Annotated in this window: 18 protein-coding genes; 5 read left to right on the forward strand and 13 right to left on the reverse strand. The window is 73.4% G+C overall.

All coding sequences use genetic code 11. From position 1 onward, the window contains the following. The first annotated feature begins 4 nt into the window (after nucleotides 1-4). A complete protein-coding gene (locus ACIPWA_RS09610; protein ID WP_400289752.1) occupies nucleotides 5-1,210 on the forward strand; it encodes an alpha/beta hydrolase in 1,206 nt (401 codons plus the stop codon). Beyond that, entirely contained in the window at nucleotides 1,207-2,031 is an 825-nt protein-coding gene (locus tag ACIPWA_RS09615; RefSeq protein WP_400289754.1) for a glycerophosphodiester phosphodiesterase family protein, read from the forward strand. The genes ACIPWA_RS09610 and ACIPWA_RS09615 overlap by 4 nt, the downstream gene beginning before the upstream one ends. Before the next feature lie 114 nt (nucleotides 2,032-2,145). On the opposite strand, the gene aroB is transcribed toward ACIPWA_RS09615, so the two are convergent. Genes aroB through aroC form a run of 3 tightly spaced genes read right to left on the reverse strand, consistent with a single transcriptional unit; the run spans nucleotide 2,146 to nucleotide 5,121 of the window. Further along, nucleotides 2,146-3,312 carry a 3-dehydroquinate synthase gene (gene aroB / locus ACIPWA_RS09620; RefSeq protein ID WP_400290716.1) on the reverse strand — a complete coding sequence of 389 codons (1,167 nt, stop codon included), beginning with the start codon at nucleotides 3,310-3,312 and terminating at the stop codon, nucleotides 2,146-2,148. Between the two features lie 17 nt (nucleotides 3,313-3,329). Then, nucleotides 3,330-3,902 carry a shikimate kinase gene (locus ACIPWA_RS09625; protein ID WP_400289756.1) on the reverse strand — a complete coding sequence of 191 codons (573 nt, stop codon included), beginning with the start codon at nucleotides 3,900-3,902 and terminating at the stop codon, nucleotides 3,330-3,332. A 1-nt stretch (nucleotide 3,903) separates the two neighbouring features. Then, nucleotides 3,904-5,121 (reverse strand): chorismate synthase, encoded by a 1,218-nt coding sequence (gene aroC, locus ACIPWA_RS09630; protein ID WP_400289758.1) that lies wholly within the window; start codon nucleotides 5,119-5,121, stop codon nucleotides 3,904-3,906. Nucleotides 5,122-5,262: 141 nt separating this feature from the next. Between aroC and ACIPWA_RS09635 the strand changes: the two genes are divergently transcribed. Then, nucleotides 5,263-5,961 carry a prepilin peptidase gene (locus ACIPWA_RS09635; protein ID WP_400289760.1) on the forward strand — a complete coding sequence of 233 codons (699 nt, stop codon included), beginning with the start codon at nucleotides 5,263-5,265 and terminating at the stop codon, nucleotides 5,959-5,961. Nucleotide 5,962: 1 nt separating this feature from the next. Here the strand turns inward: ACIPWA_RS09635 and ACIPWA_RS09640 are convergent, their stop codons facing one another. The 8 genes from ACIPWA_RS09640 to ACIPWA_RS09675 form a co-directional block, all read right to left on the reverse strand. Next, nucleotides 5,963-6,865 carry a shikimate dehydrogenase gene (locus ACIPWA_RS09640; RefSeq protein ID WP_400289762.1) on the reverse strand — a complete coding sequence of 301 codons (903 nt, stop codon included), beginning with the start codon at nucleotides 6,863-6,865 and terminating at the stop codon, nucleotides 5,963-5,965. Continuing rightward, the gene (gene mltG, locus ACIPWA_RS09645; RefSeq protein ID WP_400289764.1) at nucleotides 6,862-8,004 is read right to left on the reverse strand and encodes an endolytic transglycosylase MltG; all 1,143 of its coding nucleotides are present in this window, start codon (nucleotides 8,002-8,004) and stop codon (nucleotides 6,862-6,864) included. Before mltG ends, ACIPWA_RS09640 begins: the two co-directional genes overlap by 4 nt. Nucleotides 8,005-8,059: 55 nt before the next feature. After that, nucleotides 8,060-8,590 (reverse strand): Holliday junction resolvase RuvX, encoded by a 531-nt coding sequence (gene ruvX, locus ACIPWA_RS09650; RefSeq protein WP_400289766.1) that lies wholly within the window; start codon nucleotides 8,588-8,590, stop codon nucleotides 8,060-8,062. Nucleotides 8,591-8,601: 11 nt separating this feature from the next. Continuing rightward, nucleotides 8,602-11,295 carry an alanine--tRNA ligase gene (alaS, locus tag ACIPWA_RS09655; RefSeq protein ID WP_400289768.1) on the reverse strand — a complete coding sequence of 898 codons (2,694 nt, stop codon included), beginning with the start codon at nucleotides 11,293-11,295 and terminating at the stop codon, nucleotides 8,602-8,604. Nucleotides 11,296-11,452: 157 nt separating this feature from the next. After that, complete coding sequence (locus ACIPWA_RS09660) at nucleotides 11,453-11,794, reverse strand: hypothetical protein (protein ID WP_056652041.1); 342 nt, start codon at nucleotides 11,792-11,794, stop codon at nucleotides 11,453-11,455. Further along, nucleotides 11,794-12,168, reverse strand: coding sequence for a DUF948 domain-containing protein (locus tag ACIPWA_RS09665; protein ID WP_056652045.1), 375 nt, complete (start codon nucleotides 12,166-12,168; stop codon nucleotides 11,794-11,796). Before ACIPWA_RS09665 ends, ACIPWA_RS09660 begins: the two co-directional genes overlap by 1 nt. Before the next feature lie 142 nt (nucleotides 12,169-12,310). Continuing rightward, nucleotides 12,311-12,937, reverse strand: coding sequence for a 30S ribosomal protein S4 (gene rpsD, locus ACIPWA_RS09670; protein ID WP_056652049.1), 627 nt, complete (start codon nucleotides 12,935-12,937; stop codon nucleotides 12,311-12,313). A 288-nt stretch (nucleotides 12,938-13,225) separates the two neighbouring features. Next, nucleotides 13,226-14,758, reverse strand: coding sequence for a replication-associated recombination protein A (locus tag ACIPWA_RS09675; protein ID WP_400290718.1), 1,533 nt, complete (start codon nucleotides 14,756-14,758; stop codon nucleotides 13,226-13,228). Between the two features lie 263 nt (nucleotides 14,759-15,021). On the opposite strand from ACIPWA_RS09675, the gene ACIPWA_RS09680 reads away from it, so the two are divergent. Further along, a complete protein-coding gene (locus tag ACIPWA_RS09680; protein WP_400289772.1) occupies nucleotides 15,022-17,265 on the forward strand; it encodes an MMPL family transporter in 2,244 nt (747 codons plus the stop codon). A gap of 92 nt (nucleotides 17,266-17,357) precedes the next feature. Here ACIPWA_RS09680 and ACIPWA_RS09685 read toward each other — a convergent pair whose 3' ends face one another. Continuing rightward, nucleotides 17,358-18,203, reverse strand: a complete 846-nt coding sequence (locus tag ACIPWA_RS09685) for a GNAT family N-acetyltransferase (RefSeq protein ID WP_400289774.1) — start codon at nucleotides 18,201-18,203, stop codon at nucleotides 17,358-17,360. Beyond that, the gene (gene aspS, locus ACIPWA_RS09690) at nucleotides 18,200-20,032 is read right to left on the reverse strand and encodes an aspartate--tRNA ligase (protein ID WP_400289776.1); all 1,833 of its coding nucleotides are present in this window, start codon (nucleotides 20,030-20,032) and stop codon (nucleotides 18,200-18,202) included. The genes ACIPWA_RS09685 and aspS overlap by 4 nt, the downstream gene beginning before the upstream one ends. A 138-nt stretch (nucleotides 20,033-20,170) precedes the next feature. Here aspS and ACIPWA_RS09695 point away from each other — a divergent pair, with 138 nt between their 5' ends. Then, nucleotides 20,171-20,638, forward strand: coding sequence for a PPOX class F420-dependent oxidoreductase (locus ACIPWA_RS09695; protein ID WP_056652064.1), 468 nt, complete (start codon nucleotides 20,171-20,173; stop codon nucleotides 20,636-20,638).

Here is a 20,638-nt window from a genome sequence, read left to right on the forward strand (position 1 = left end):
AGGCGTGACGGAGCCCCTCAGGACGACCGACGAGCGGGCCCCCGGAGATGCCTCGGAGCCGCGCGCAGGGCTCGCCTGGCGACCCGACCACCTGCTCGCCGGCTTCGAGGCCGCGACGCTCGCCACGGGCGGCCCTCCTCCCGGGGTGCGCGCGGGACTCCTGTCGCTCGTCCCGCCCCTTCCTGGCCGGGCCGCGAGCGCCCGCGAGGCCGTGGGGCGGTCCACGGTGCACGACGCCGACGCGGGTCCGGGGCTCGCTCCCGAGCCCGGTCCGCCTCCCGTCGCGACGCTCGTGCGCCGCACGCCCGGGGTGACGGGGGACGCCGGACGGCGCAGGGGCGTGGTCCTGCACGTCCACGGCTACAACGACTACTTCTTCCAGGACCACCTGGCCCGTGCGGTCGAGGACGCGGGCTACGCGTTCTTCGCCGTGGATCTTCGGGCCGCGGGGCGCTCGCTGCGGCCTGGGCAGGTCCCGCACTTCGTCGAGGACCTGAGGGAGCCCGCCACGGACCTGTCGGTCGCGGTCGCGGCCGTCCGCGGCCTGCACCCCGGTCTGCCCCTGGCGGTCCACGCGCACTCGACGGGGGGCCTGGTGGCACCGTTGTGGGCGCACGCGCACCGTCGGCAGCATCTGGTCGACGCGCTCGTGCTGGACTCGCCGTTCCTCGACCTCAACTCGAGCTGGCTGAACCGGACGATCGCGACCAGGGTGCTCGACGCCGTCGGGCCGTGGTCTCCCCTGGCGGTGCTCAGCGCCGCGCCCTCGGCGTACGCGACGCACCTGCTCGCGGCGAACGGGGGCCGATGGGACTTCGACCCGGAGCTCAAGCGTCCCGACGGTGTCCCGGTCCGGGCCGGTTGGCTGCGGGCCGTGCGCCAGGGGCAGGCGCGGCTCGCGCGCGGGCTCGACGTCGCGTGCCCCGTGCTCGTGGCCCACTCGGCGAGCTCGGGGCCCGACGACCTGACCAACCCCCTGCTCGACGAGCAGGACACGGTCCTGGACGTCGAGCAGATCGCGCGGCTCGCCCCGCGCGTGGGACCGGACGTGACGATCCGTTCGATCGAGGGCGGGGTGCACGACCTGACGCTGTCCGCGGACGGACCGCGAGAGGCCTACCTGACCTCGATGCTGACCTGGCTCGACGCCCGGCTGGCACATCCGGAGCGTCTGGGGCACGGCGGGCGTGCCGTAGGCCCGACTCGATGAGCCGCACGCACCTGCGCGGCGGTCGCCCCGGGGCCTGGCGGCACCCCTACCTGGAATCCCCCACGGGGTTCGTGGCGCTCGCTCACCGCGGGTTCTCGCTCGACGGGCTCGAGAACTCGCTCGCGGCGTTCGCCGCGGCCCGCGCGCTCGGGTTCGGGTACGTCGAGACGGACGCGCACGCGACGTCCGACGGCGTCGCGGTGGCCCTGCACGACGCGAGCCTGGACCGCACGACGGACGGCACGGGGATGGTCGCGGACCTGCCCTGGGCTCGGGTGCGCGACGCGCGGATCGGGGGCGTCGAGCCGGTCCCTCTGCTGGAGGACGTCCTGGGGACCTGGCCGGACCTGCGGGTCAACGTCGACGTGAAGGCGGACTCGGCCGTCGGGCCGGTCGCTGCGGCGATCGAGCGCACGCGGGCGCACGAGCGCGTGTGCGTCGCCTCGTTCTCCCCGGCGCGCAGGCGACGGACGGTCGAGCGCCTGACCCGGCCCGTGGCGACCTCGACGGGCACGAGCGAGGTGGCGGCGTTCCTGCTCGCGGCCCGGGCCGGGGCACCGCGGGCCCCGTTCGGCGCGCTCGCGTCCTGGGCGCTGCGCGGCGCCGACTGCCTGCAGGTCCCCGAGAGGCAGGGCCCGTTGACGGTCGTGGACGCCCGGACGGTCGCGGCCGCGCACGCCGCGGGCCGCCAGGTGCACGTGTGGACGATCAACGACCCCCTCGAGATGGGTCGGCTGGTCGACCTGGGGGTCGACGGGATCGTGACGGACCGCGCCGACCTGCTGCGCGAGGTCCTCCTCGCGCGGGGGCGCTGGGCCTGAGGCCCGCCCCGCGCGGACCGCGACCGAGACGGCGAACGGCCCGTCCCCCCACCGGTGGGGGGGACGGGCCGTGGTGCGTCGTGGCGGCTCCGCAGGAGGCCCGACGACGTCGCGTCAGAGGGCGATCGGCCCACCGCGGGGCGCATCGATCGCGATCTCGGCGTACGCGGCCGCGAGGAGCGCCGGGTCCGGCCCCTCGAGGCGCGAGGGCTTGCCGACCCCGTCCAGCACCACGAAGCGCAGCAGGTCGCCGCGGGACTTCTTGTCGCGGCGCATGGCCGACAGGAGCTGCTCCCAGCGGTCCCCTCGGTACGTCAGGGGCAGCCCGAGGTTGCCGAGGATCTCGCGGTGCCGGTCCACGGTCGCGTCGTCGAGGCGTCCCGCGAGGCGCGAGAGCTCGGCGGCAAAGACCATGCCGACCGACACGGCCGCGCCGTGGCGCCACGCGTAGCGCTCGGTGAGCTCGACCGCGTGGCCCAGGGTGTGGCCGTAGTTGAGGATCTCGCGCAGGCCGGCCTCCTTGAGGTCCTCCCCCACGACGCGCGCCTTGACCGCGACCGAGCGTTCGATGAGCTCGACGACGACGGCCCACGTCGACGCGGGCACCGTGGCCCCGCCCCAGCTCTTGAGCTCGTCGATGTTCTCCTCGACGAGCTCGAGGATCCGCGGGTCGGCGATGAAGCCGGTCTTGACGATCTCGGCGAGCCCGGCGACGAAGTCGAACTTGGGCAGCGACTCGAGCGAGGCGACGTCGCAGAGCACGCCCGCGGGCGGGTGGAACGCGCCCACGAGGTTCTTGCCCTCGGCCGTGTTGATGCCCGTCTTGCCGCCCACGGCCGCATCCACCATGGCCAGCAGCGTCGTGGGGACGTGCACGACCTTGATCCCGCGCAGCCAGGTTGCCGCGACGAAGCCCGCGAGGTCCGTCGTGGCTCCCCCGCCGACCGAGACGATCGCGTCGCTGCGCGTGAAGTCCGCCTGTCCCAGGACCTGCCACAGGAACGCGGCGACCTGCGCGGTCTTGGCCTCCTCGGCGTCGGGGACCTCGGCGATGTACGCCTCGTAGCCCACCGCGAGCAGGTCCTCGCGGACCGTGTCCGCCGAGGTCGCGAGCGCGGCCGGGTGGATCACGAGCACCCGGCGGACGTCCGGCCCGAGCATCGAGGGCAGCTCGCCCAGGAGGTGCCGGCCGATGAGGACGTCGTAGGGCTGGTCGCCCTCCACCCGGACGCGGGCGGGCGTGGCCGGCCGGCCCTGCTCGTCCTCCGGTGCTGTGCTCACGGTCTCCTGCTGGTCGGTCACTGCTCGCTCCTCGTGGTGTCGGCGCGCACCGCGGAGGGCGCCTCGCCGAGTGCTGTCTCGATCTCGTGGGCCACCTGGCCCGGGGTGCGGGCGTCCGTCAGGACCCGCAGCGTGGCGAGCCGCTCGTAGACGGGGCGCCGCCCGTCCATGAGCGCCTGCCACTTGGCGCGCGGGTTGCCGAGCAGCAGCGGACGCGCCTGGTTGAACCCGACGCGCGGCCCGGCGTGCGCCAGGGAGACGTCGAGGAACACCACGACCCCTCCGGCGGCCGCGTAGGCCTCGAGCGCCGCCTGGGTGTACTCGTCGAGGACCGCGCCGCCGCCGAGGGCGAGCACCCCCTCGTGGACCGCGAGGGCCTGGGTCACGGCCTCGCGCTCGAGCGCGCGGAAGCGCGGTTCGCCGTCCTCGAGGAAGACGTCCGCGACGGACTTGCCCGCGACGACCTCCACGTCGGTGTCGGTGTCGCGCGCGGCCAGCCCGAGGCGTTCGGACAGCACCCCCGCGACGGTCGACTTGCCGCAGCCGGGAGGGCCGATCAGGACGACGCGGGGGCCGGTGCTCGACGTCATCTCAGCGCAGCAGCTCGGGTACGGAGGACAGGTAGCCCTCGACGTTGCGGCGGACCTCGACGACCGAGTCGCCGCCGAACTTCTCCAGGACGGCCTCAGCGAGGACCAGCGCGACCATGGCCTCGGCCACGACCGCCGCAGGCGGCACCGCGCAGACGTCCGAGCGCTGGTGCTGGGCCTTGGCGGGCTCGCCCGTCGCGACGTCGACCGTCGCCAGGGCGCGGGGGACGGTCGAGATGGGCTTCATGGCCGCGCGCACGCGCAGGACCTCGCCGTTGGACATGCCCCCCTCGACGCCGCCCGCACGGTTGCTCAGGCGGTGCAGGTGGCCGTCCTCGCCGCGCACGATCTCGTCGTGGGCCTGCGACCCGCGCCGGCGCGCGGTGCGGAAGCCGTCGCCGACCTCGACGCCCTTGATCGCCTGGATGCCCATGAGCACGGCCGCGAGGCGTGCGTCGAGCCGGCGGTCCGACTGGACGTAGGTGCCGAGCCCCGACGGGACGCCGTAGGCCAGGACCTCGACCACACCGCCCAGGGTGTCACCGTCCTTGTGGCACTCGTCGATCTCCGCGACCATCGCCGCCGAGCTCGCGGGGTCGAAGCAGCGCACCGGGTCCGCGTCGAGGCGCTCGACGTCCTGAGGCTGCGGGAGGGCCGCGTCCTCGGGGACGTCGACCGTGCCGATGCCCACGACGTGCGAGACCAGGCGGATCCCCACGGCCTGCTCGAGGAACTTGGCCGCGGCCACGCCGAGCGCGACGCGGGTCGCGGTCTCGCGGGCCGAGGCGCGCTCCAGGACCGGTCGGGCGTCGTCGAACGCGTACTTGCGCATGCCGATCAGGTCCGCGTGCCCGGGGCGCGGGCGCGTCAGCGGGCGGTTGCGCGCGATCTCGCGGACGTCGCCCGTCCCGGCGTCGACCTGCAGCGCCTCCGCGGGCACGGGGTCCGCGCTCATGACGTCGACCCACTTGGGCCACTCGGTGTTGCCGATCTCGATCGCGAGCGGGCCACCCTGCGTGAGACCGAGGCGCAGCCCCGCGAGGATGCGGACCTCGTCCTGCTCGAACTTCATGCGCGCGCCGCGCCCGTAGCCCAGACGGCGGCGCGCGAGCGCGTCCTGCACGTCCTTCGTCACGAGCTCGACCCCTGCGGGCAGCCCTTCCAGGATGCCGACCAGCGCCGGACCGTGCGACTCACCCGATGTCAACCAACGAAGCATGAGCAGAATCCTCCCACGCCGCACGCGCCCGCCCCGAACCCGCCCGCAGTGCGGACCGGTGGGCGGTCGTCCGGCCATCGGTCGGCCGGGCCCTGTGGACGACGCCCGCGGGGCTCCTCGGCGCTGCGCTAGGTTCGCCGGGTGACGAACGCAGGGGGCGGGAGTCCGGCCGTCGCGCCGGGACAGGACAGAGCGAGCACGGTGATGCACGGCGACCACGAGGCACCGAGGCCTCGGGCCGCGCTGTGGCGACGAGCCGTCGACGAGGTCGGCGCGCACCGCGCCGCGATCTGGGCCGTAGGCGTCCCCGTGACGTTCCTGACGGTCGCGGGGACCGTGCACGTCGGGCACCCGCCGGCCTCGCTGCCCGCGACGGCCTTTCTCGCTGCCCTGGGCTCGGCCCTCGCGGTGATCGACGTGCGCACGCACCGCCTGCCGAACGCGCTCGTCCTGCCGGCGTACCCGGTCCTGGCCGTCCTGCTGGGAGCGGCGAGCCTCCTCGGGCCCGACGACGGCTCACCGGTCCGCGCACTGGCCGGCGGTCTGGTCCTCTACGGTGCCTACTTCCTCCTGGCCCTCGCCCCGTCGGGGCTCGGGTTCGGGGACGTCAAGCTCGCGGGGCTGCTCGGCGCCTACCTCGCGTGGTTCGGCTGGTCCGAGCTCGTGGTCGGCGCGAGCGCGGCCTTCCTCCTGGGTGGCCTGGCGGCCGTCGTCCTGCTCGCCACGCGGCGTGCAGGACGACGGACCCTGATCCCGTTCGGCCCGTTCATGCTGACGGGCGCCGCCCTCGGAGCGCTCTGGGGAGCAGGGGTCGTGGGCCCGGTGCTCCTGACCGGCTGAGTCAGGCCCCGGCGACGCTCGGGGCGAGCGCCTCCTCGAGGGCTGCGGCCATCGCGGCCAGCGGCGCGACCTGGCCCGTCATCAGGCGTACCTGCTCGGCCGCCTGGTGCAGGAGCATGCGCTCGCCGCCCACGACCAGGCCCTCCCGGTCCGGCGACCCGGCCGCCCAGGCCCGGGACAGCGCCGTCGGGCGGGGGTCGTAGACCACGTCGAGCAGGACGCCTCGCGGGGCGGGGCCCCCCGCCGCGGCGTCCGCGGTGAGCGCCTCCGCGACCGGGTCCGCCGCCCGCGAGGGCAGGGTCGACACGACCACGTCGACGTCGCGCACGCGCGCGCTCGCCGGGTCCAGCACCTCGAAGCGCGGGGTGACGCCCATCCGGTGCGCGGCCCGCTGGAGGCCGCCCGTGCGCCCGAGCGAACGCACCAGCACGGTCGGGGACGTGCAGCCCAGCTCGGCGAGCGCCGCCAGGGTCGAGGCGGCCGTCGCCCCCGCCCCCAGCACGACGGCGGACACTGCCGGCCGCTCCCCCGGGCCGCTGCCCAGCCCCTCGCGCAGTGCCGCGACCAGGCCGTGGACGTCCGTGTTGGCCCCGACCAGGGTCCGCCCGGAGCCCGTGGGCTGGAACAGGACCGTGTTGACGGCCCCCACGACCTCGGCGAGCGGCTCGACGTGGTCGAGCAGCTCGAACACGACCTGCTTGAGCGGCATGGTCAGGCTCAGGCCCGCCCACGCGTCGTCGAGACCGCCCACGAAGCCGGGCAGCTGCTCCTCGGTCACGTCGACCGCGGTGTACTCCCACCCGTCCAGCCCCAGGGCGCGGTACGCGGCCGAGTGCAGGACGGGCGAGAGCGAGTGGGCCACGGGGTGGCCCAGGACGGCGGCGCGGTGCGTCGCCTCGGTCACGGGTTCTCCGCCTGCCACGCGCGCAGCTCAGCCTTGTACTTCTCGTGCTCCGCGTTCGTGGACGAGAACTTGGTCTCGCCCGTGTCGAGGTTCACCGCGACCCAGAAGATCCAGTCCCCGGGCTCCGGGTTGAGCACGGCCTCGATTGAGGCCTTCCCCGGCGAGGCGATGGGCCCCGGCGGCAGCCCCTTGTGCTTGTAGGTGTTGTACGGGTTGGACGCGTCAGCCAGGTCCGGCTTGGAGAGCGAGGTGCCGGACCGACCGAGCCCGTAGGCCACGGCGGCATCGATCTGAAGGAGCATGTCCCGTTCGAGCCGGTTCTCGATCGCCCGGGCCATCTTGGGGCGGTCGGCTTCGAACTTGGCCTCGCGCTCGACGAGCGACGCCTTGGTGATCACCGTCTCGCGATCGGCGGGCGCGACACCCAGCGCGTCGAGGTTGCTCACGGTCGCCGCGACCATGTTGGCCACGATGGTCGCGGGCGTGTCGTCCGGCTCGAGCAGGTACGTCGACGGGAAGAACCAGCCCTCGAAGTTGCCGCCGGCCTCGGCCGGGAGGCCCACGGCGGCAGGATCTGCCATGGCCGCCTCGAACTCCTCGACCGGCTTCCCGGTCACCGACACGGCGCGGTCGATGACCTGCGCCTTGGTGAACCCCTCGGGGATGGTCAGCTTCGTCTCGTTCTTGCTCTCCTTGGAGAGCAGCAGCGCCACGGCGGCCGAGCCCTTCATCTCGGTGAGCATGGTGAAGTTGCCCGGCTGGATCTTGCTCGCCTCGGGGTTGGCCTTGTAGGCGTCCGTGAACGCCTTGACCGACTTCACGACCCCGGCGTCCACGAGCGTCTGCCCCATGGCCGCACCCGTCGAGCCCGGCTCGATCGTCACGTCGACCGGGTCGACCCCCTGGCCCTCGTAGTCCGAGGCGGCGAACGGGTTCTCGAAGCCCAGCAGGTTCGACGCGTTCGAGACCAGGTAGTACCCGGCCCCGCCGACGAGCAGCAGCGCCACCACCACGATGAGGGTGCGACGACGCCGACGCTGGGCGCGCTTCTTCGCCGCCCTGCGGTCCCTGCCACCCGAGCGGGACGCCCGGGTCGGTTGCTCGTGCTGCACCGGCGGGCGTTCGAATAGGTCGGTCACGGGAGGTTGCCTCCTGACGAGTGCGTGCGCGGCGGTCCTTGCCACGTCACGACGATCAACGTTCTACGTACTCTCCAGCGCGCGCCCCCGCGCTCCGCTCACGGTCCAGAGCGGTCTGGAGGATGATAACCGCCGCAGCCTGGTCCACGACAGAGCGCTGCTTGCGCCCGGCACGGCCCGAGGCCCTCAACGCCTGGTGGGCGCTGACGGTCGTCATCCGTTCGTCGACGAGGTGCACCGGGACGGGTGCGATGGCACGGGCCACCAGTCCAGCGTACGCACGTGCCCCCAGGGTGGCGGCACCTTCTGCCCCGGAAAGATGGCGAGGGAGCCCGATGTACACCACACGTGCACCTCGTTCCTCCACTTCCGCCGCGATCCGGGCGACGTCACTCGGCAGGGGGGACGCGGCGTCGTCGGGCGCCGGAACTGCGGTCTTGAGGTCGCGCGCCAGCGTCTCGACGGGGGTCGCGATCAGGCCGTCGGGGTCGCTCGTGGCGAGCCCGACCCGGACGCTGCCCACGTCGACGCCCAGGCGGGCGCCCCTCGGGAGAGGGACGCCCGCCTGGTGCTCGTCGAACGTCACCCGGTCGCCGCTCAGAGCGCCGAGGCGACGTCGTCGCGGATGCCCGCGAGGGCGGCCGGGAGCGCGGACACGTCGGTGCCGCCCCCCTGGGCCATGTCGTCCTTGCCGCCGCCGCCGCCGCCGAGCACGCCCGACGCCTTCTTCGCGAGGGCGCCGGCCCGCAGGCCCGCCTCGCGCGCCGGCGCGTTGGTGACGATGACGACCTGGGGGCGCTCCTTGCTCACGCCGCCGACCGCGACGACGCTCGGTGCGGAGTCCGCGAGGCGTCCGCGCACGTCGAGCGCGAGCGCGCGCAGGTCGTCGGCCGAGGCGACCTCGCCCGCGTCGTGCACCACGACGCGCGTGGTGCCCACGGTCTCCGCACCGGCCGCGAGGTTAGAGGCCGCGGCCAGGAGCTGGGCCTGACGCAGCGCGCCGAGCTCCTTCTCCGCGTCACGCAGGCGCGAGACGAGCGAGCTCACCCGGTCCGGCAGCTCCTCGGTGCGCACGTTGAGCAGGCCCGTGAGCTGCCCCACCAGGGCGTGCTCCTTGGCCTGGAAGCCGTAGGCGCCGTCGCCCACCAGGGCGTCGACGCGGCGCACGCCCGAACCGATCGAGGACTCGCCGAGCAGCGTGACCAGGCCGAGCTGGCCGGACTGCTTGACGTGCGTGCCCGCGCACAGCTCGCGCGACCAGTCGCCGCCGATCGACACGACGCGCACCTGGTCGCCGTACTTCTCGCCGAACAGCGCCATGGCGCCCAGGGCCTTGGCCTCGGCGATGGGCATGACCTTGTCCGTGACCTCGAGGTTCTCGGCGAGCTGGGTGTTGACGCGCTCCTCGACCTCGGACAGGACCCCCGCGGGCACGGCGCTCGAGGCGCGGAAGTCGAAGCGGATGCGGCTCGGGGCGTTCTCCGAGCCGGCCTGCGTCGCGTCCTTGCCCAGGGCCTCCTGGATGGACTTGTGGATCATGTGCGTCGCGGTGTGGGCGCGGCTGATCGCCTTGCGGCGCGCCGTGTCGATCTGCGCGGTGCCGGGGTCCCCCAGCGCCACGACGCCCTCGACGAGGCGTCCACGGTGGACCGAGAAGCCCTTGATGGGGCGCTGCACGTCGTCGACCTCGATGGTCGCGCCGCCGTCGAGCACGATCGTCCCGTGGTCGGCGAGCTGGCCACCGGCCTCGGCGTAGAACGGCGTGCGGTCGAGCACGACCTCGACGTCGGCCGGGGCCGTCGCGGCCGGGGAGGGCACGCCGTCGACCAGGAGGCCCACGACGTTGACCGACGCCGTGGCGTCGGTGTAGCCGAGAAACTCCACGGGGCGCGCGAGCTCGCTCTGCAGCGCCTCGTAGGCCGCGGTGTCCACCCCGCCCGTGCGCTTGGCGAGCGCGTCGGCACGAGCGCGCGTGCGCTGCTCCTGCATGAGGGCGCGGAACGCCTTCTCGTCCACCTGGACGCCTTGCTCGGCGGCCATCTCGAGGGTCAGGTCGATCGGGAAGCCGTACGTGTCGTGCAGGGCGAACGCCTGGTCGCCGGGCAGGACGGGCGTGCCACCCGCCCCGGCCGTGGTCTTGGCGGCCGCGACCGCGGTGTCCAGGATCGTGGTGCCCGAGGTCAGGGTGCGACGGAACGCCTCCTCCTCGGCGTAGGCGATCTGGGAGATGCGCTCGAAGTCGGCGCCGACCTCCGGGTAGGAGGCCTGCATGGCGTCGCGCGAGACGGGGAACAGCTGGGGCAGCGAGGGGTCCTCGACGCCCAGCAGGCGCATGGCGCGCACCGAGCGGCGCAGCAGCCGGCGCAGGACGTAGCCGCGGCCCTCGTTCGAGGGGCGCACGCCGTCGCTGATGATCATGAGGGCCGAGCGGACGTGGTCGGCGACCACGCGCATGCGCACGTCGTCGTCGGTGTCCGCGCCGTAGCGCTTGCCAGACAGCTCCTGAGCCGCGGCGATGACGGGGAAGACCTCGTCGATCTCGTACATGTTGTCGACGCCCTGCAGGACGAACGCGACGCGCTCGAGGCCCATGCCGGTGTCGATGTTCTTCTTCGTGAGCTCGCCCAGGATGGGGAAGGACTCCTTGGTCCCACCGTCCCCGCGCTCGTACTGCATGAAGACGAGGTTCCAGATCTCCAGGAACCGGTCGCCCGCGAGGTCGATCGCGGGGCCGCCGTCGGGGCCGTAGGCCGGGCCGCGGTCGTAGAAGATCTCGGAGCACGGGCCAGCGGGCCCGCGGGCACCCGTGGACCAGTAGTTGGGTCCCATGCCGAGGCCCTGGATGCGCTCGTCCGGCAGACCGGCGATCTCCTTCCAGAGCCGGCGCGCCTCGTCGTCCTCGTGGAAGACGGTCACCCAGATCTTGTCCTCGGGGATGCCGTAGCCGCCCTCGTCCTGCGACCGCGTGATGAGGTCCCAGGCGTAGGTGATGGCACCTTCCTTGAAGTAGTCCCCGAACGAGAAGTTCCCGTTCATCTGGAAGAACGTGCCGTGGCGGGTGGTCTTGCCCACGTCCTCGATGTCGAGCGTGCGCACGCACTTCTGCACGCTCGTCGCACGCTGCCAGGGCGCGGTCTGCTCGCCCGTCATGTACGGGATGAACGGCACCATGCCCGCGATGGTGAACAGGGTCGACGGGTCCGGCGAGATGAGCGACGCCGAGGGCACGACGGTGTGGTCCTGGGCGGCGAAGTAGTCGAGCCAACGCTTGCGGATCTCGGCGGTACGCATGATGTCCTTCGGAGGTCGGTGATGGAACGGGCCGGGGCACGCCGCTGGGCGGCCGGCACCGGCTAGAACAAGTATGTTCCCGCGCGGCTTCCCTCCCGGACCGTGCGCGCTGCGCGACGGGCGGAGGTCGGCCGGCGGGGGTGGTCCGGCAGGTGGATCAGTAGAACGAGTACCCCAGGAGGTCCTCGTCGTCGTCGATGTCGGGGCTGCCTGTGCGCTCGCGCCGGGCGGCGCGGGCCGCGCGCACGTCGTCGGGGTGCGGCTGGCCCTCAGCGAGCAGGGCCGCGAGCAGCTCGGCCTCGCGGGCGTCGCGCGCGGTGCGGAACTCCTCGCGGAAGACCGCGACGAAGCCCGTGGCCTTCTCCCCGAGCGCGTTGACCTGGTCGGTCGCCTGGTCGACGAGGGAGGCGGGCGCGTAGCGCGCGATCACCTGACGCCCCTTGACCACCACGACGACCGTGATGGCGACGCCGACACCGACCCAGAAGACCCGTCGCATCAGCGACCGGCCCGCGGGCCCGAGCGCCCCGAGGCGCGAGCGAAGGCCTGGCGCACGCCGTAGGTGAACGCCGCGACCTTGACGAGCGGGGCCCCGAAGGTCGCCGCGTACAGCCCGGTCAGCGCCGAGACGTTCTCGCTGACCTGGGCCGCGGACGTCGTGATCGTGTCGACCTTGACGAGCTGGCTGTTCGTGGTCGCGACCGTGGTCGCGGCCTCGTCGAGGATCGGCACCGAGTGGTCCGTGACCTCCTTGATGCTCACGCGGGCCTCGTCGAGGACCCGGCCGAGCTTGACCAGAGGAACCGCGAGGACCCCGACCAGCAGCACGAATGCGATGGCGGCGATCAGCCCGGCCACATCTCCTACGGACATCTCCTGCTCCTCCTTCGATGGCGCGACGCGACGAGCGGCACGCCTCGCGAAACCTTACCCGGATGCACGAACGCCCCGCTCCCCGTCGAAGCGGTGAGCGAGGCGTTCGTGCACGGCACGCGGCAGCTGCCGCGCTGGAGGATCAGCGAGCGTAGTACTCGACGACGAGCTGGACCTCGCAGGTCACGGGGACCTCGACGCGCTTGGGGCGACGCACCAGGACGGCGCTCAGCTTCTCGAGCTGGACGTCGAGGTAGGCCGGGACGGCCGGCAGGACGTCGCGGTGCGCACCGGCAGCGGCGACCTGGAACGGCGTGGTGGCCTGGCTCTTCGGCTTGACCTGGATCGTCTGACCCGGCTTGACCTTGAACGAGGGGCGGTCGACGATCTTGCCGTCGACGAGGATGTGGCGGTGGCCGACGGCCTGGCGTGCCTGCAGGATGGTGCGGGCGAAGCCGGAGCGCAGCACGAGGGCGTCGAGACGCATCTCGAGGTTCTCGACCAGGGCCTCACCGGTCAGACCGGCGTCCTTGCGAGCGTCCTCGTAGGCACGGGCCATCTGCTTCTCGCGGAGCGCGTACTGGGCGCGCAGACGCTGCTTCTCGCGCAGACGGACCGCGTAGTCCGACTCGGTGCGGCGACGGGCGCGGCCGTGCTCACCGGGCGGGTAGGGACGCTTCTCGAAGTGCTTGACTGCCTTGGGCGTGAGCGCGAGGCCCAGCGCGCGGCTCAGGCGAACCTGGCGGCGCGAACGAGTCACTGAAGACACAGTGTGTTCCTGTCCTGTCGTGTTCTTGACGTCACACCCGTGCGGATTGCCGGGTGCGGGACCAGCCGATGAGCCACCGCCGTGATCCGTGAGGATGCGACTCCCCTCGACCTGGGTCGAGGGTGTCCTGCGGGGCTGCGGGGCCGAGGTCCCAGGTGGCCGTCCCTGCCCTGACGGGCGGAGACAACCTGAGAAGTCTACCGCACGGGGCACGGGGGGCGGGCCGCGCACTGGTCACGGGCCGCCGGTGACATGACGACGAGCGCCCCTTGCTCCGTCCGCCGGCCCTCAGTCGCCCAGGATCTGCCGGATCCGCTCGAGCCGCTCGGTCACCGAGCGCTCGAACCCGCGGTCGGTGGGGGTGTAGTAGCGGGTGCCCTGCAGGACGTCCGGGAGGTACTGCTGGCGCGCGACCGCGTGCGGGGCGTCGTGCGCGTACTTGTACCCCTTGCCGTGCCCCAGCTCCTTGGCCCCCGCGTAGTGGGCGTCGCGCAGGTGCGCGGGCACCGTGCCGACCTTGCCCGCCCGCACGTCCGCGAGGGCCGCGTCGATCCCGAGGTAGGCCGCGTTGGACTTGGGGGCGGTCGCGAGGTGCACGACGGCCTCGGCCAGGATGATCCGGGCCTCGGGCATGCCGATGAGCGCGACGGCCTGGGCCGCGGCGACCGCGGTCTGCAGGGCGCTGGGGTCGGCCATGCCGACGTCCTCCGCGGCCGAGATGACGATGCGCCGGGCGATGAACCGGGGGTCCTCACCCGCGGCGATCATGCGCGCGAGGTAGTGCAGGGATGCGTCGACGTCCGAGCCGCGCACGGACTTGATGAAGGCGCTCGTGACGTCGTAGTGCTGGTCGCCGTCGCGGTCGTAGCGGACCGCGGCGACGTCGATCGCGCGCTCCATGGTCTCGAGGTCGACGACCACGGTGCTGCTGGGTCGCGTGCTCGCCGGCGCCTCTGCGGTCTCGGCGGGCTCGGACCCGTCGTCGCCCGCACTGTCGGGCGTATCAGTCCCCTCCCCCGGACCGTCCGTGGCCGCCGGCCCGACGGCGTCGCCCGGGTCCGGCGCGTCGTCGTCCGGACCCGTGGTGCGCACCAGGGCGTCCGGCACCTCCGAGAGCGCGGCGCCCGCCGCGGCCTCGAGGATCGTCAGGGCCTTGCGGGCGTCGCCGCCCGCGAGGCGGACCAGGTGCTCCTCGGCCTCCTCCGCCAGCGTGACGGCCCCGCCCAGACCGCGTTCGTCGACGAGCGCGCGCCGCACCAGGGCGCGCACGTCGCCGGACGTGAGGGGCTTGAGGGTCAGCAGGAGCGAGCGCGAGAGCAGCGGCGAGTTGACCGAGAAGCTCGGGTTCTCGGTGGTGGCCGCCACGAGGGTGACCCAGCGGTTCTCCACGCTGGGCAGCAGCGCGTCCTGCTGGGACTTGGAGAAGCGGTGGACCTCGTCGATGAACAGGACGGTCTCCTCGCCGCCCGTGGCCAGACGGCGCCGGGCGTCGTCGATGACCTGGCGCACGTCCTTGACGCCCGCGGTCACGGCCGAGAGCTCGACGAAGCGCCGGCCCGAGGTCGAGGCGATGAGGTAGGCGAGCGTCGTCTTGCCCGTGCCTGGCGGGCCCCACAGGATGACCGAGCCCGGGGCCGCGCGCGAGGCACCCGGCCCGTCCACGTCGATCAGGCGACGCAGCGGCGAGCCGGCGACCAGCAGATGCTCCTGCCCGGCCACCTCCTCGAGGGCCGCCGGGCGCATGCGGACCGCGAGGGGCGAGCCCGGCCCCGGGCGGGGTGTCCCCTGGGTGCCGGAGGTCGCGGCGTCGAACAGGTCCATCCCGGGAAGCATGCACCGAGCCTACGCACCGCCACCCACACGCACCGACACGCGCCCGCTCGGGCGACCTTGCACCGGCCCGCGCCGGCGCTCGCGCGGGCGGGCCCGGGCAGGTCGGCGCGGCACCTGCCGCACCCGTCGACGAGCCTGCGCCACGCCGTCCCCGGTGCCCTGTCGCACCGTGCCGTCGCGCACGGTGGGAGCGGTCCGCTCACATCCTGCACGACCCGGCGAGGTCCCGGCCGAGGTGCCATGCTGACCGGGTGTTCGAGAGCCTGGGGCGCGCCGTCGCCCACCGTCCCCGCCTGACCGTCGCCGTCTGGGTCGTGCTGACCGTGCTCGGCTTCGCGCTCGCCGTCGTGGGGGTCCACGGCGAGAGCCTGTTCGACCGCCTGACCACGGGTGAGCCCGCGGTCCCGGGCTCGCAGAGCGAGCGCGGTACGCAGATCCTGACGGACCAGGACACGACGGGCGAGGAGATCTCGCTGCTCGTGAGCGGCGCCGACCCGACCGACCCCGCGGTCGCCGAGGCCATGGACCCCGTCCACCAGCAGCTCGGCGCGATCACCGGGGTCGCGACGGTCGTCGACCCGTTCGTGATCCCCGGGGACGTCGAGACCGAGGCCGCCCAGTCCCTCGTCGCGGCCGACGGGGACGGGTTCCTGGTGTCGGTCACGCTCGAGGCGGGCCTCGACGAGCAGACCACGGCCGCCGCGGCGAGCGACGTCGTCGAACGCCTCGAGGCCGTGCCCGCGGACCTGGCCGAGGCCGCACCGGGCGCGACGGGGCTCGTCTCGAGCAACGACCTGATCGTCGAGGCCATCACGTCCCAGGTCGAGAAGGACCTCACCACGGGCGAGATGATCGCCCTGCCCATCGCGCTGCTCGTCATGGTGCTCGTCTTCGGCGGGTTCCTCGCGGCCGCGATGCCCATGGCCGGGGCCATCGCCTCGATCGGCGCGGGCCTGGGCGTCCTGCTCGCCCTGTCGTACCCGCTCACGATCGACGCGTCGGTCGTCAACGTCGTGACGCTGCTGGGCCTGGGCCTGTCGATCGACTACGGGCTGCTGATCGTCTCGCGCTTCCGCGAGGAGCTGCACCGGCTCGTCGACGAGCGGGCCCCCTCCCCGGCCGGCACCCCGGACCCCGCGGCCCGGACCGAGGTCACGACCGCGGTCGTGCGCACCATGGCCACCGCGGGGCGGACCGTCGCCTTCTCGGCGCTGACCGTCGCCATCTCCATCGCGGGACTCATGGTCTTCGAGCCCGACATCCTGCGGGCGATCGGCGCGGCCGGGCTCGCGATCATCCTGATCGCCGTGGCCACCGCCATGACGCTCGTGCCCGCGCTGCTCGCCCTCGCCGGGCACCGGCTGGTGGCCCCCAGCGTCCTCAGCCGCGTCCCCGGCCTGCGGGCCGTCCTGGCGCGCACCGCCGACGTCCAGTCCGACGAGGGCGTGTTCTCCCGCCTGACCGGACGCGTCCAGCGCCACCCGGTGTGGGTCATGCTCGGCACCGTGGCGGTCCTGGTCGTCCTGGCACTGCCCGTCCTGGGGCTGCAGATGCGCAACTCGGGCATCGAGCTCCTGCCCCAGAGCGCGCCCCAGCGCGAGTTCGTCGACGAGGTCACCGCCCAGTTCCCCACGTCCGAGGCCCCCGACCTGCGCGTCGTGACCGACTCCACGCCCGAGCAGGCCCAGGCCTGGGCCGAGGAGATCGCGGGCCTCGAGCACGTCGAGCGGGTGGACCCGGCGGTCGCCGTCGGCACCGACCACGCGGTCGTCGGGGTCCATGTCGACACCGACGACGCGGGCGGCCCCGAGGCCGTGGCCGTCGTGGAGGAGGTGCGGGCCCAGGACCCCGGCTTCGACTTCTACGTCACGGGCCAGGCGGCCGGGCAGGTCGACTTCCGGGCGGCGCTCGCGGACCGGGTGTGGTGGGCCGTGGGGATCGTCGTGGTGGCGACGTTCGTGCTGCTGTTCCTCATGACGGGCTCGGTGCTCATCCCGGTCAAGGCGCTGCTGACCAACGCGCTGTCGCTGGCCGCCTCGCTCGGCGTGCTCGTGTGGGTGTTCCAGGAGGGGCACCTCGAGGGGGTGCTGGACTTCTCGTCGGCGGGCGGGATCGAGACCTACGTCGTGGCGCTCGTGATCGCCTTCGCGTTCGGCCTGGCCATGGACTACGAGGTCTTCCTGCTCTCGCGCATCAAGGAGCTGCACGATGCGGGGCTGTCCAACGACGAGGCCGTGCGGCTGGGCCTGCAGCGGTCCGGGCGCATCATCACCTCGGCCGCGGCCATCATCATCGTGGTCTTCGCGGGCTTCGTGTTCGGCGAGCTCCTCGTCATCAAGGAGGTCGGGTTCGCGCTGGCCGTGGCGGTCTTCATCGACGCGACGATCGTGCGGATCCTGCTGGTGCCGGCCACCATGACGCTCCTGGGCCAGGCCAACTGGTGGGCCCCCAAGCACCTCAGGTGGTTGTACTCGAGGTTCTCGATCACGCACTGACCGGCGCTGCCCCCTGCTCCGTCGAGTGCGGAGCTCTCGTGCGACACGCCGGGTGTGTCGCACGAGAGCTCCGCACCCAATGGCAGGCCGGGTCAGTGGCGGCTCTCGAACTCCTGCACCACGGCGTAGCCCAGCCGGGTGTAGACGCGGCGGGCCGCGGCGTTGTCGGCGTACATGCCCAGGGTCACCCAGCCGGCCTCCGCCAGCCCGGCCCGGGTCACGACGGCCGTGGTGGCCGCGGCGACGCCGTGCCCCCGCCAGGCGGGGTCGGTCGCGATGCTGCCCAGCGCCCAGGGCGTGCCCGGCTCGACCTGCCGGGCTCCGACGACCCCGCGCAACGCGCCGTCCGGGTCGCGCCAGCCCCACCAGCGGGCCCACGGGTCCTCGGGGCTCATCTCCGCGAGCGGGTTCGCGACGTCCAGGCACGCGCGCACCTCGGCCGCGGCCGACGGCCCGGTCAGCGCCTCGACCCGCTCCTCGCCCGGCTGGGCGGCGGGGGCCTCGCGCGTGGCGAGGAAGTCCCAGCTCGACACCGACCGTCCGTCGCCGTCGCGCAGGACGGCCGGCAGGTCCTCGCCAGCGACGCGGTCCGCCAGGAGGCCGAGCGTCCCGCGCGGCAGCCCCGCGCTGACCACACGGTCGCCGATCGCGCCCGAGCCCACGACGCGGGCCAGCAGGTCCGCCGTCGCCCCGGCCGACCCCACGCCCCACAGGCCGACGGCCTGCGCGGGGCGGGCGGCGCCGTCGGGCCCCTCGATCCCGGCCGCCGGGGCCACGAGCGCCACGCTCAGCACGCACGCCTGTTCGTCCTGCCACACCCCGCGCACGTCCCACTCCGCGAGGTCCGTCAGGACAAAGGGGTGGGAGGCCCACCGGTCCGTCAGACCGGTCGAGCCTCCCAGCGTCCTTGCCTGCGTGCGGGTGTCCGGGGAGGTCACGCCTTCCCGGTGACGGCAGGAGCGGCGTCGGTGTCTGCAGCGGTGTCCGGTGCGGGCGCGGCCTTGGGCTTGGCGTCGACGCCCGCCTCCTTGCGCTGCTGCGCCGTGATGGGCGCGGGCGCCTGCGTCAGCGGGTCGAACCCGCCGCCCGACTTGGGGAACGCGATGACGTCGCGGATCGACTCCGACTTCGTCAGCAGCGCCACGATGCGGTCCCAGCCGAACGCGATGCCGCCGTGCGGCGGGGCGCCGAACGCGAAGGCGTCGAGCAGGAAGCCGAACTTCTCCTGCGCCTCCTCCTCGCCGATGCCCATGACCGCGAACACGCGCTCCTGGACGTCGCGGCGGTGGATACGGATCGAGCCGCCGCCGATCTCGTTGCCGTTGCACACGATGTCGTACGCGTACGCGAGCGCCTCGCCAGGGTTCTGCTCGAACGTGTCGATCCACTCGGGCGTGGGCGAGGTGAACGCGTGGTGCACCGCCGTCCAGGCCGAGTTGCCCAGTGCGACGTCGCCCTCGTCGGCGGCCTCTCCCGTGGGCTTGAACAGCGGGGCGTCGACGATCCAGACGAACGCCCACGCGTCCTCGTCGATCTGCCCGGTGCGCTTGGCGATCTCCTGACGGGCTGCGCCCAGCAGGGCGCGCGACTCGTTGGTCCGGCCCGCGGCGAAGAACACCGCGTCGCCCGGCTGCGCGCCGGTCGCGTCGCGCAGGCCCTCGCGCTCGGCCTCCGAGAGGTTCTTGGCGACCGGGCCCGCGAGGGTGCCGTCCTCCTGGAACGTCACGTACGCCAGGCCCTTGGCCCCGCGCTGCTTGGCCCACTCCTGCCAGGCGTCGAACTGGCGGCGCGGCTGCGAGGCCCCGCCCGCCATGACGACGGCGCCCACGTACTCGGCCTGGAAGACGCGGAACGGGGTGTCCTTGAAGTAGTCCGTGAGCTCGACGAGCGGGTTGCCGAAGCGCAGGTCCGGCTTGTCCGAGCCGTACAGGCGCATGGCGTCGTGGAACGTCATGCGCGGGATGGGCGTGGGGATCTTGTACCCGATGAGGTCCCACAGCGCGACGAGGATCTTCTCGCCGAGCGCGATCACGTCGTCCTGCTCGACGAAGCTCATCTCGACGTCGAGCTGCGTGAACTCGGGCTGACGGTCCGCGCGGAAGTCCTCGTCGCGGTAGCAGCGGGCGATCTGGTAGTAGCGCTCCATGCCCGAGACCATGAGCAGCTGCTTGAACAGCTGCGGCGACTGCGGCAGGGCGTACCAGGAGCCCGGGGCCAGGCGCGCGGGCACCAGGAAGTCGCGGGCGCCCTCCGGGGTCGAGCGCGTCAGGGTCGGGGTCTCGATCTCGACGAAGTCCTGCGCGTCCAGCACGCGGCGCGCGGCCTGGTTGGCCTTGGCGCGCAGGCGCAGGGCGTGGGCCGGGGTGGGGCGGCGCAGGTCCAGGTAGCGGTGCTTGAGGCGTGCCTCCTCGCCGATGACCTCGTTGCCCTCGAGGGCCGTGGAGACCTGGAAGGGCAGGGGCGCGGACTCGTTGAGCACGACGACGTCGCTCGCCACGACCTCGATCTCACCCGTGGGGAGGTTCTTGTTCTCGTTGCCCTCGGGACGCCGGGAGACCTCACCGGTGACCTGGAGCACGAACTCGGCGCGCAGCGGGTGCGCGACCGACTCGTCACGGATGACGACCTGGGCGATGCCCGAGGCGTCACGCAGGTCGATGAAGGCCACCCCACCGTGATCGCGGCGACGGTCGACCCAGCCGGTGAGGGTGACGGTCTGACCGATCTGCTCGGCCCGCAGGGAGCCGGCTGTATGGGTGCGAAGCACGGAGAGAGTCCTTCCGGAACATGCCGGGGCGCACAGTGGCGTCCCGGGATGGGAGTGGGGAGTGCGCAGACGACGCACGCGGACGAGTCTAGTCTGTGGGCGGACCACGTTCAGGAGAACTCTCCCCAGGAGGCACGCATGGCCAGGCGGATCGCGACCACGGACCGGATCGGACGCGCGGAGCTCGTCGCGTTCCTGCGCGCCAACCGGCGGGCCGTGCTGCTGACCCGGCGCGCGGGCGGCGCCCCGCAGATGAGCCCCGTCGCGTACGGGGTCGACGGCGAGGGGCGCGTCGTGGTCTCGACCTACCCCGACCGCGCCAAGGCCGTGAACCTGCGGCGTGACCCCGCCGCCTCGCTGTGCGTCCTGGGCGAGGACTTCGACGACGCCTGGGTCCAGGTCGACGGCACGGCCGAGGTGATCGACCTGCCCGACTCGGTCGAGCCCCTCGTCGAGTACTACCGCTCGATCGCCGGGGAGCATCCCGACTGGGACGAGTACCGCCGGGCCATGGTGGCGCAGGGCAAGTCGTTGCTGCGCGTGACGATCACCGGCTGGGGCCCCGTGGCCACGGGCGGGTTCCCGGCACGGCTCGCGCAGGACTGA

This window comes from Oerskovia enterophila, assembly GCF_044748475.1.
Lineage (GTDB): Bacteria > Actinomycetota > Actinomycetes > Actinomycetales > Cellulomonadaceae > Oerskovia > Oerskovia enterophila.

What these genes read in the sequence shown, in the direction of transcription:
- ACIPWA_RS09615 (WP_400289754.1), top strand. Translation starts at nt 1,207, where the DNA reads ATGAGCCGCACGCACCTGCGCGGCGGTCGCCCCGGGGCCTGGCGGCAC.
- ACIPWA_RS09625 (WP_400289756.1), bottom strand. Translation starts at nt 3,902, where the DNA reads ATGACGTCGAGCACCGGCCCCCGCGTCGTCCTGATCGGCCCTCCCGGC.
- aroC (WP_400289758.1), bottom strand. Translation starts at nt 5,121, where the DNA reads ATGCTTCGTTGGTTGACATCGGGTGAGTCGCACGGTCCGGCGCTGGTC.
- alaS (WP_400289768.1), bottom strand. Translation starts at nt 11,295, where the DNA reads ATGCGTACCGCCGAGATCCGCAAGCGTTGGCTCGACTACTTCGCCGCC.
- ACIPWA_RS09660 (WP_056652041.1), bottom strand. Translation starts at nt 11,794, where the DNA reads ATGCGACGGGTCTTCTGGGTCGGTGTCGGCGTCGCCATCACGGTCGTC.
- ACIPWA_RS09665 (WP_056652045.1), bottom strand. Translation starts at nt 12,168, where the DNA reads ATGTCCGTAGGAGATGTGGCCGGGCTGATCGCCGCCATCGCATTCGTG.
- ACIPWA_RS09675 (WP_400290718.1), bottom strand. Translation starts at nt 14,758, where the DNA reads ATGGACCTGTTCGACGCCGCGACCTCCGGCACCCAGGGGACACCCCGC.
- ACIPWA_RS09695 (WP_056652064.1), top strand. Translation starts at nt 20,171, where the DNA reads ATGGCCAGGCGGATCGCGACCACGGACCGGATCGGACGCGCGGAGCTC.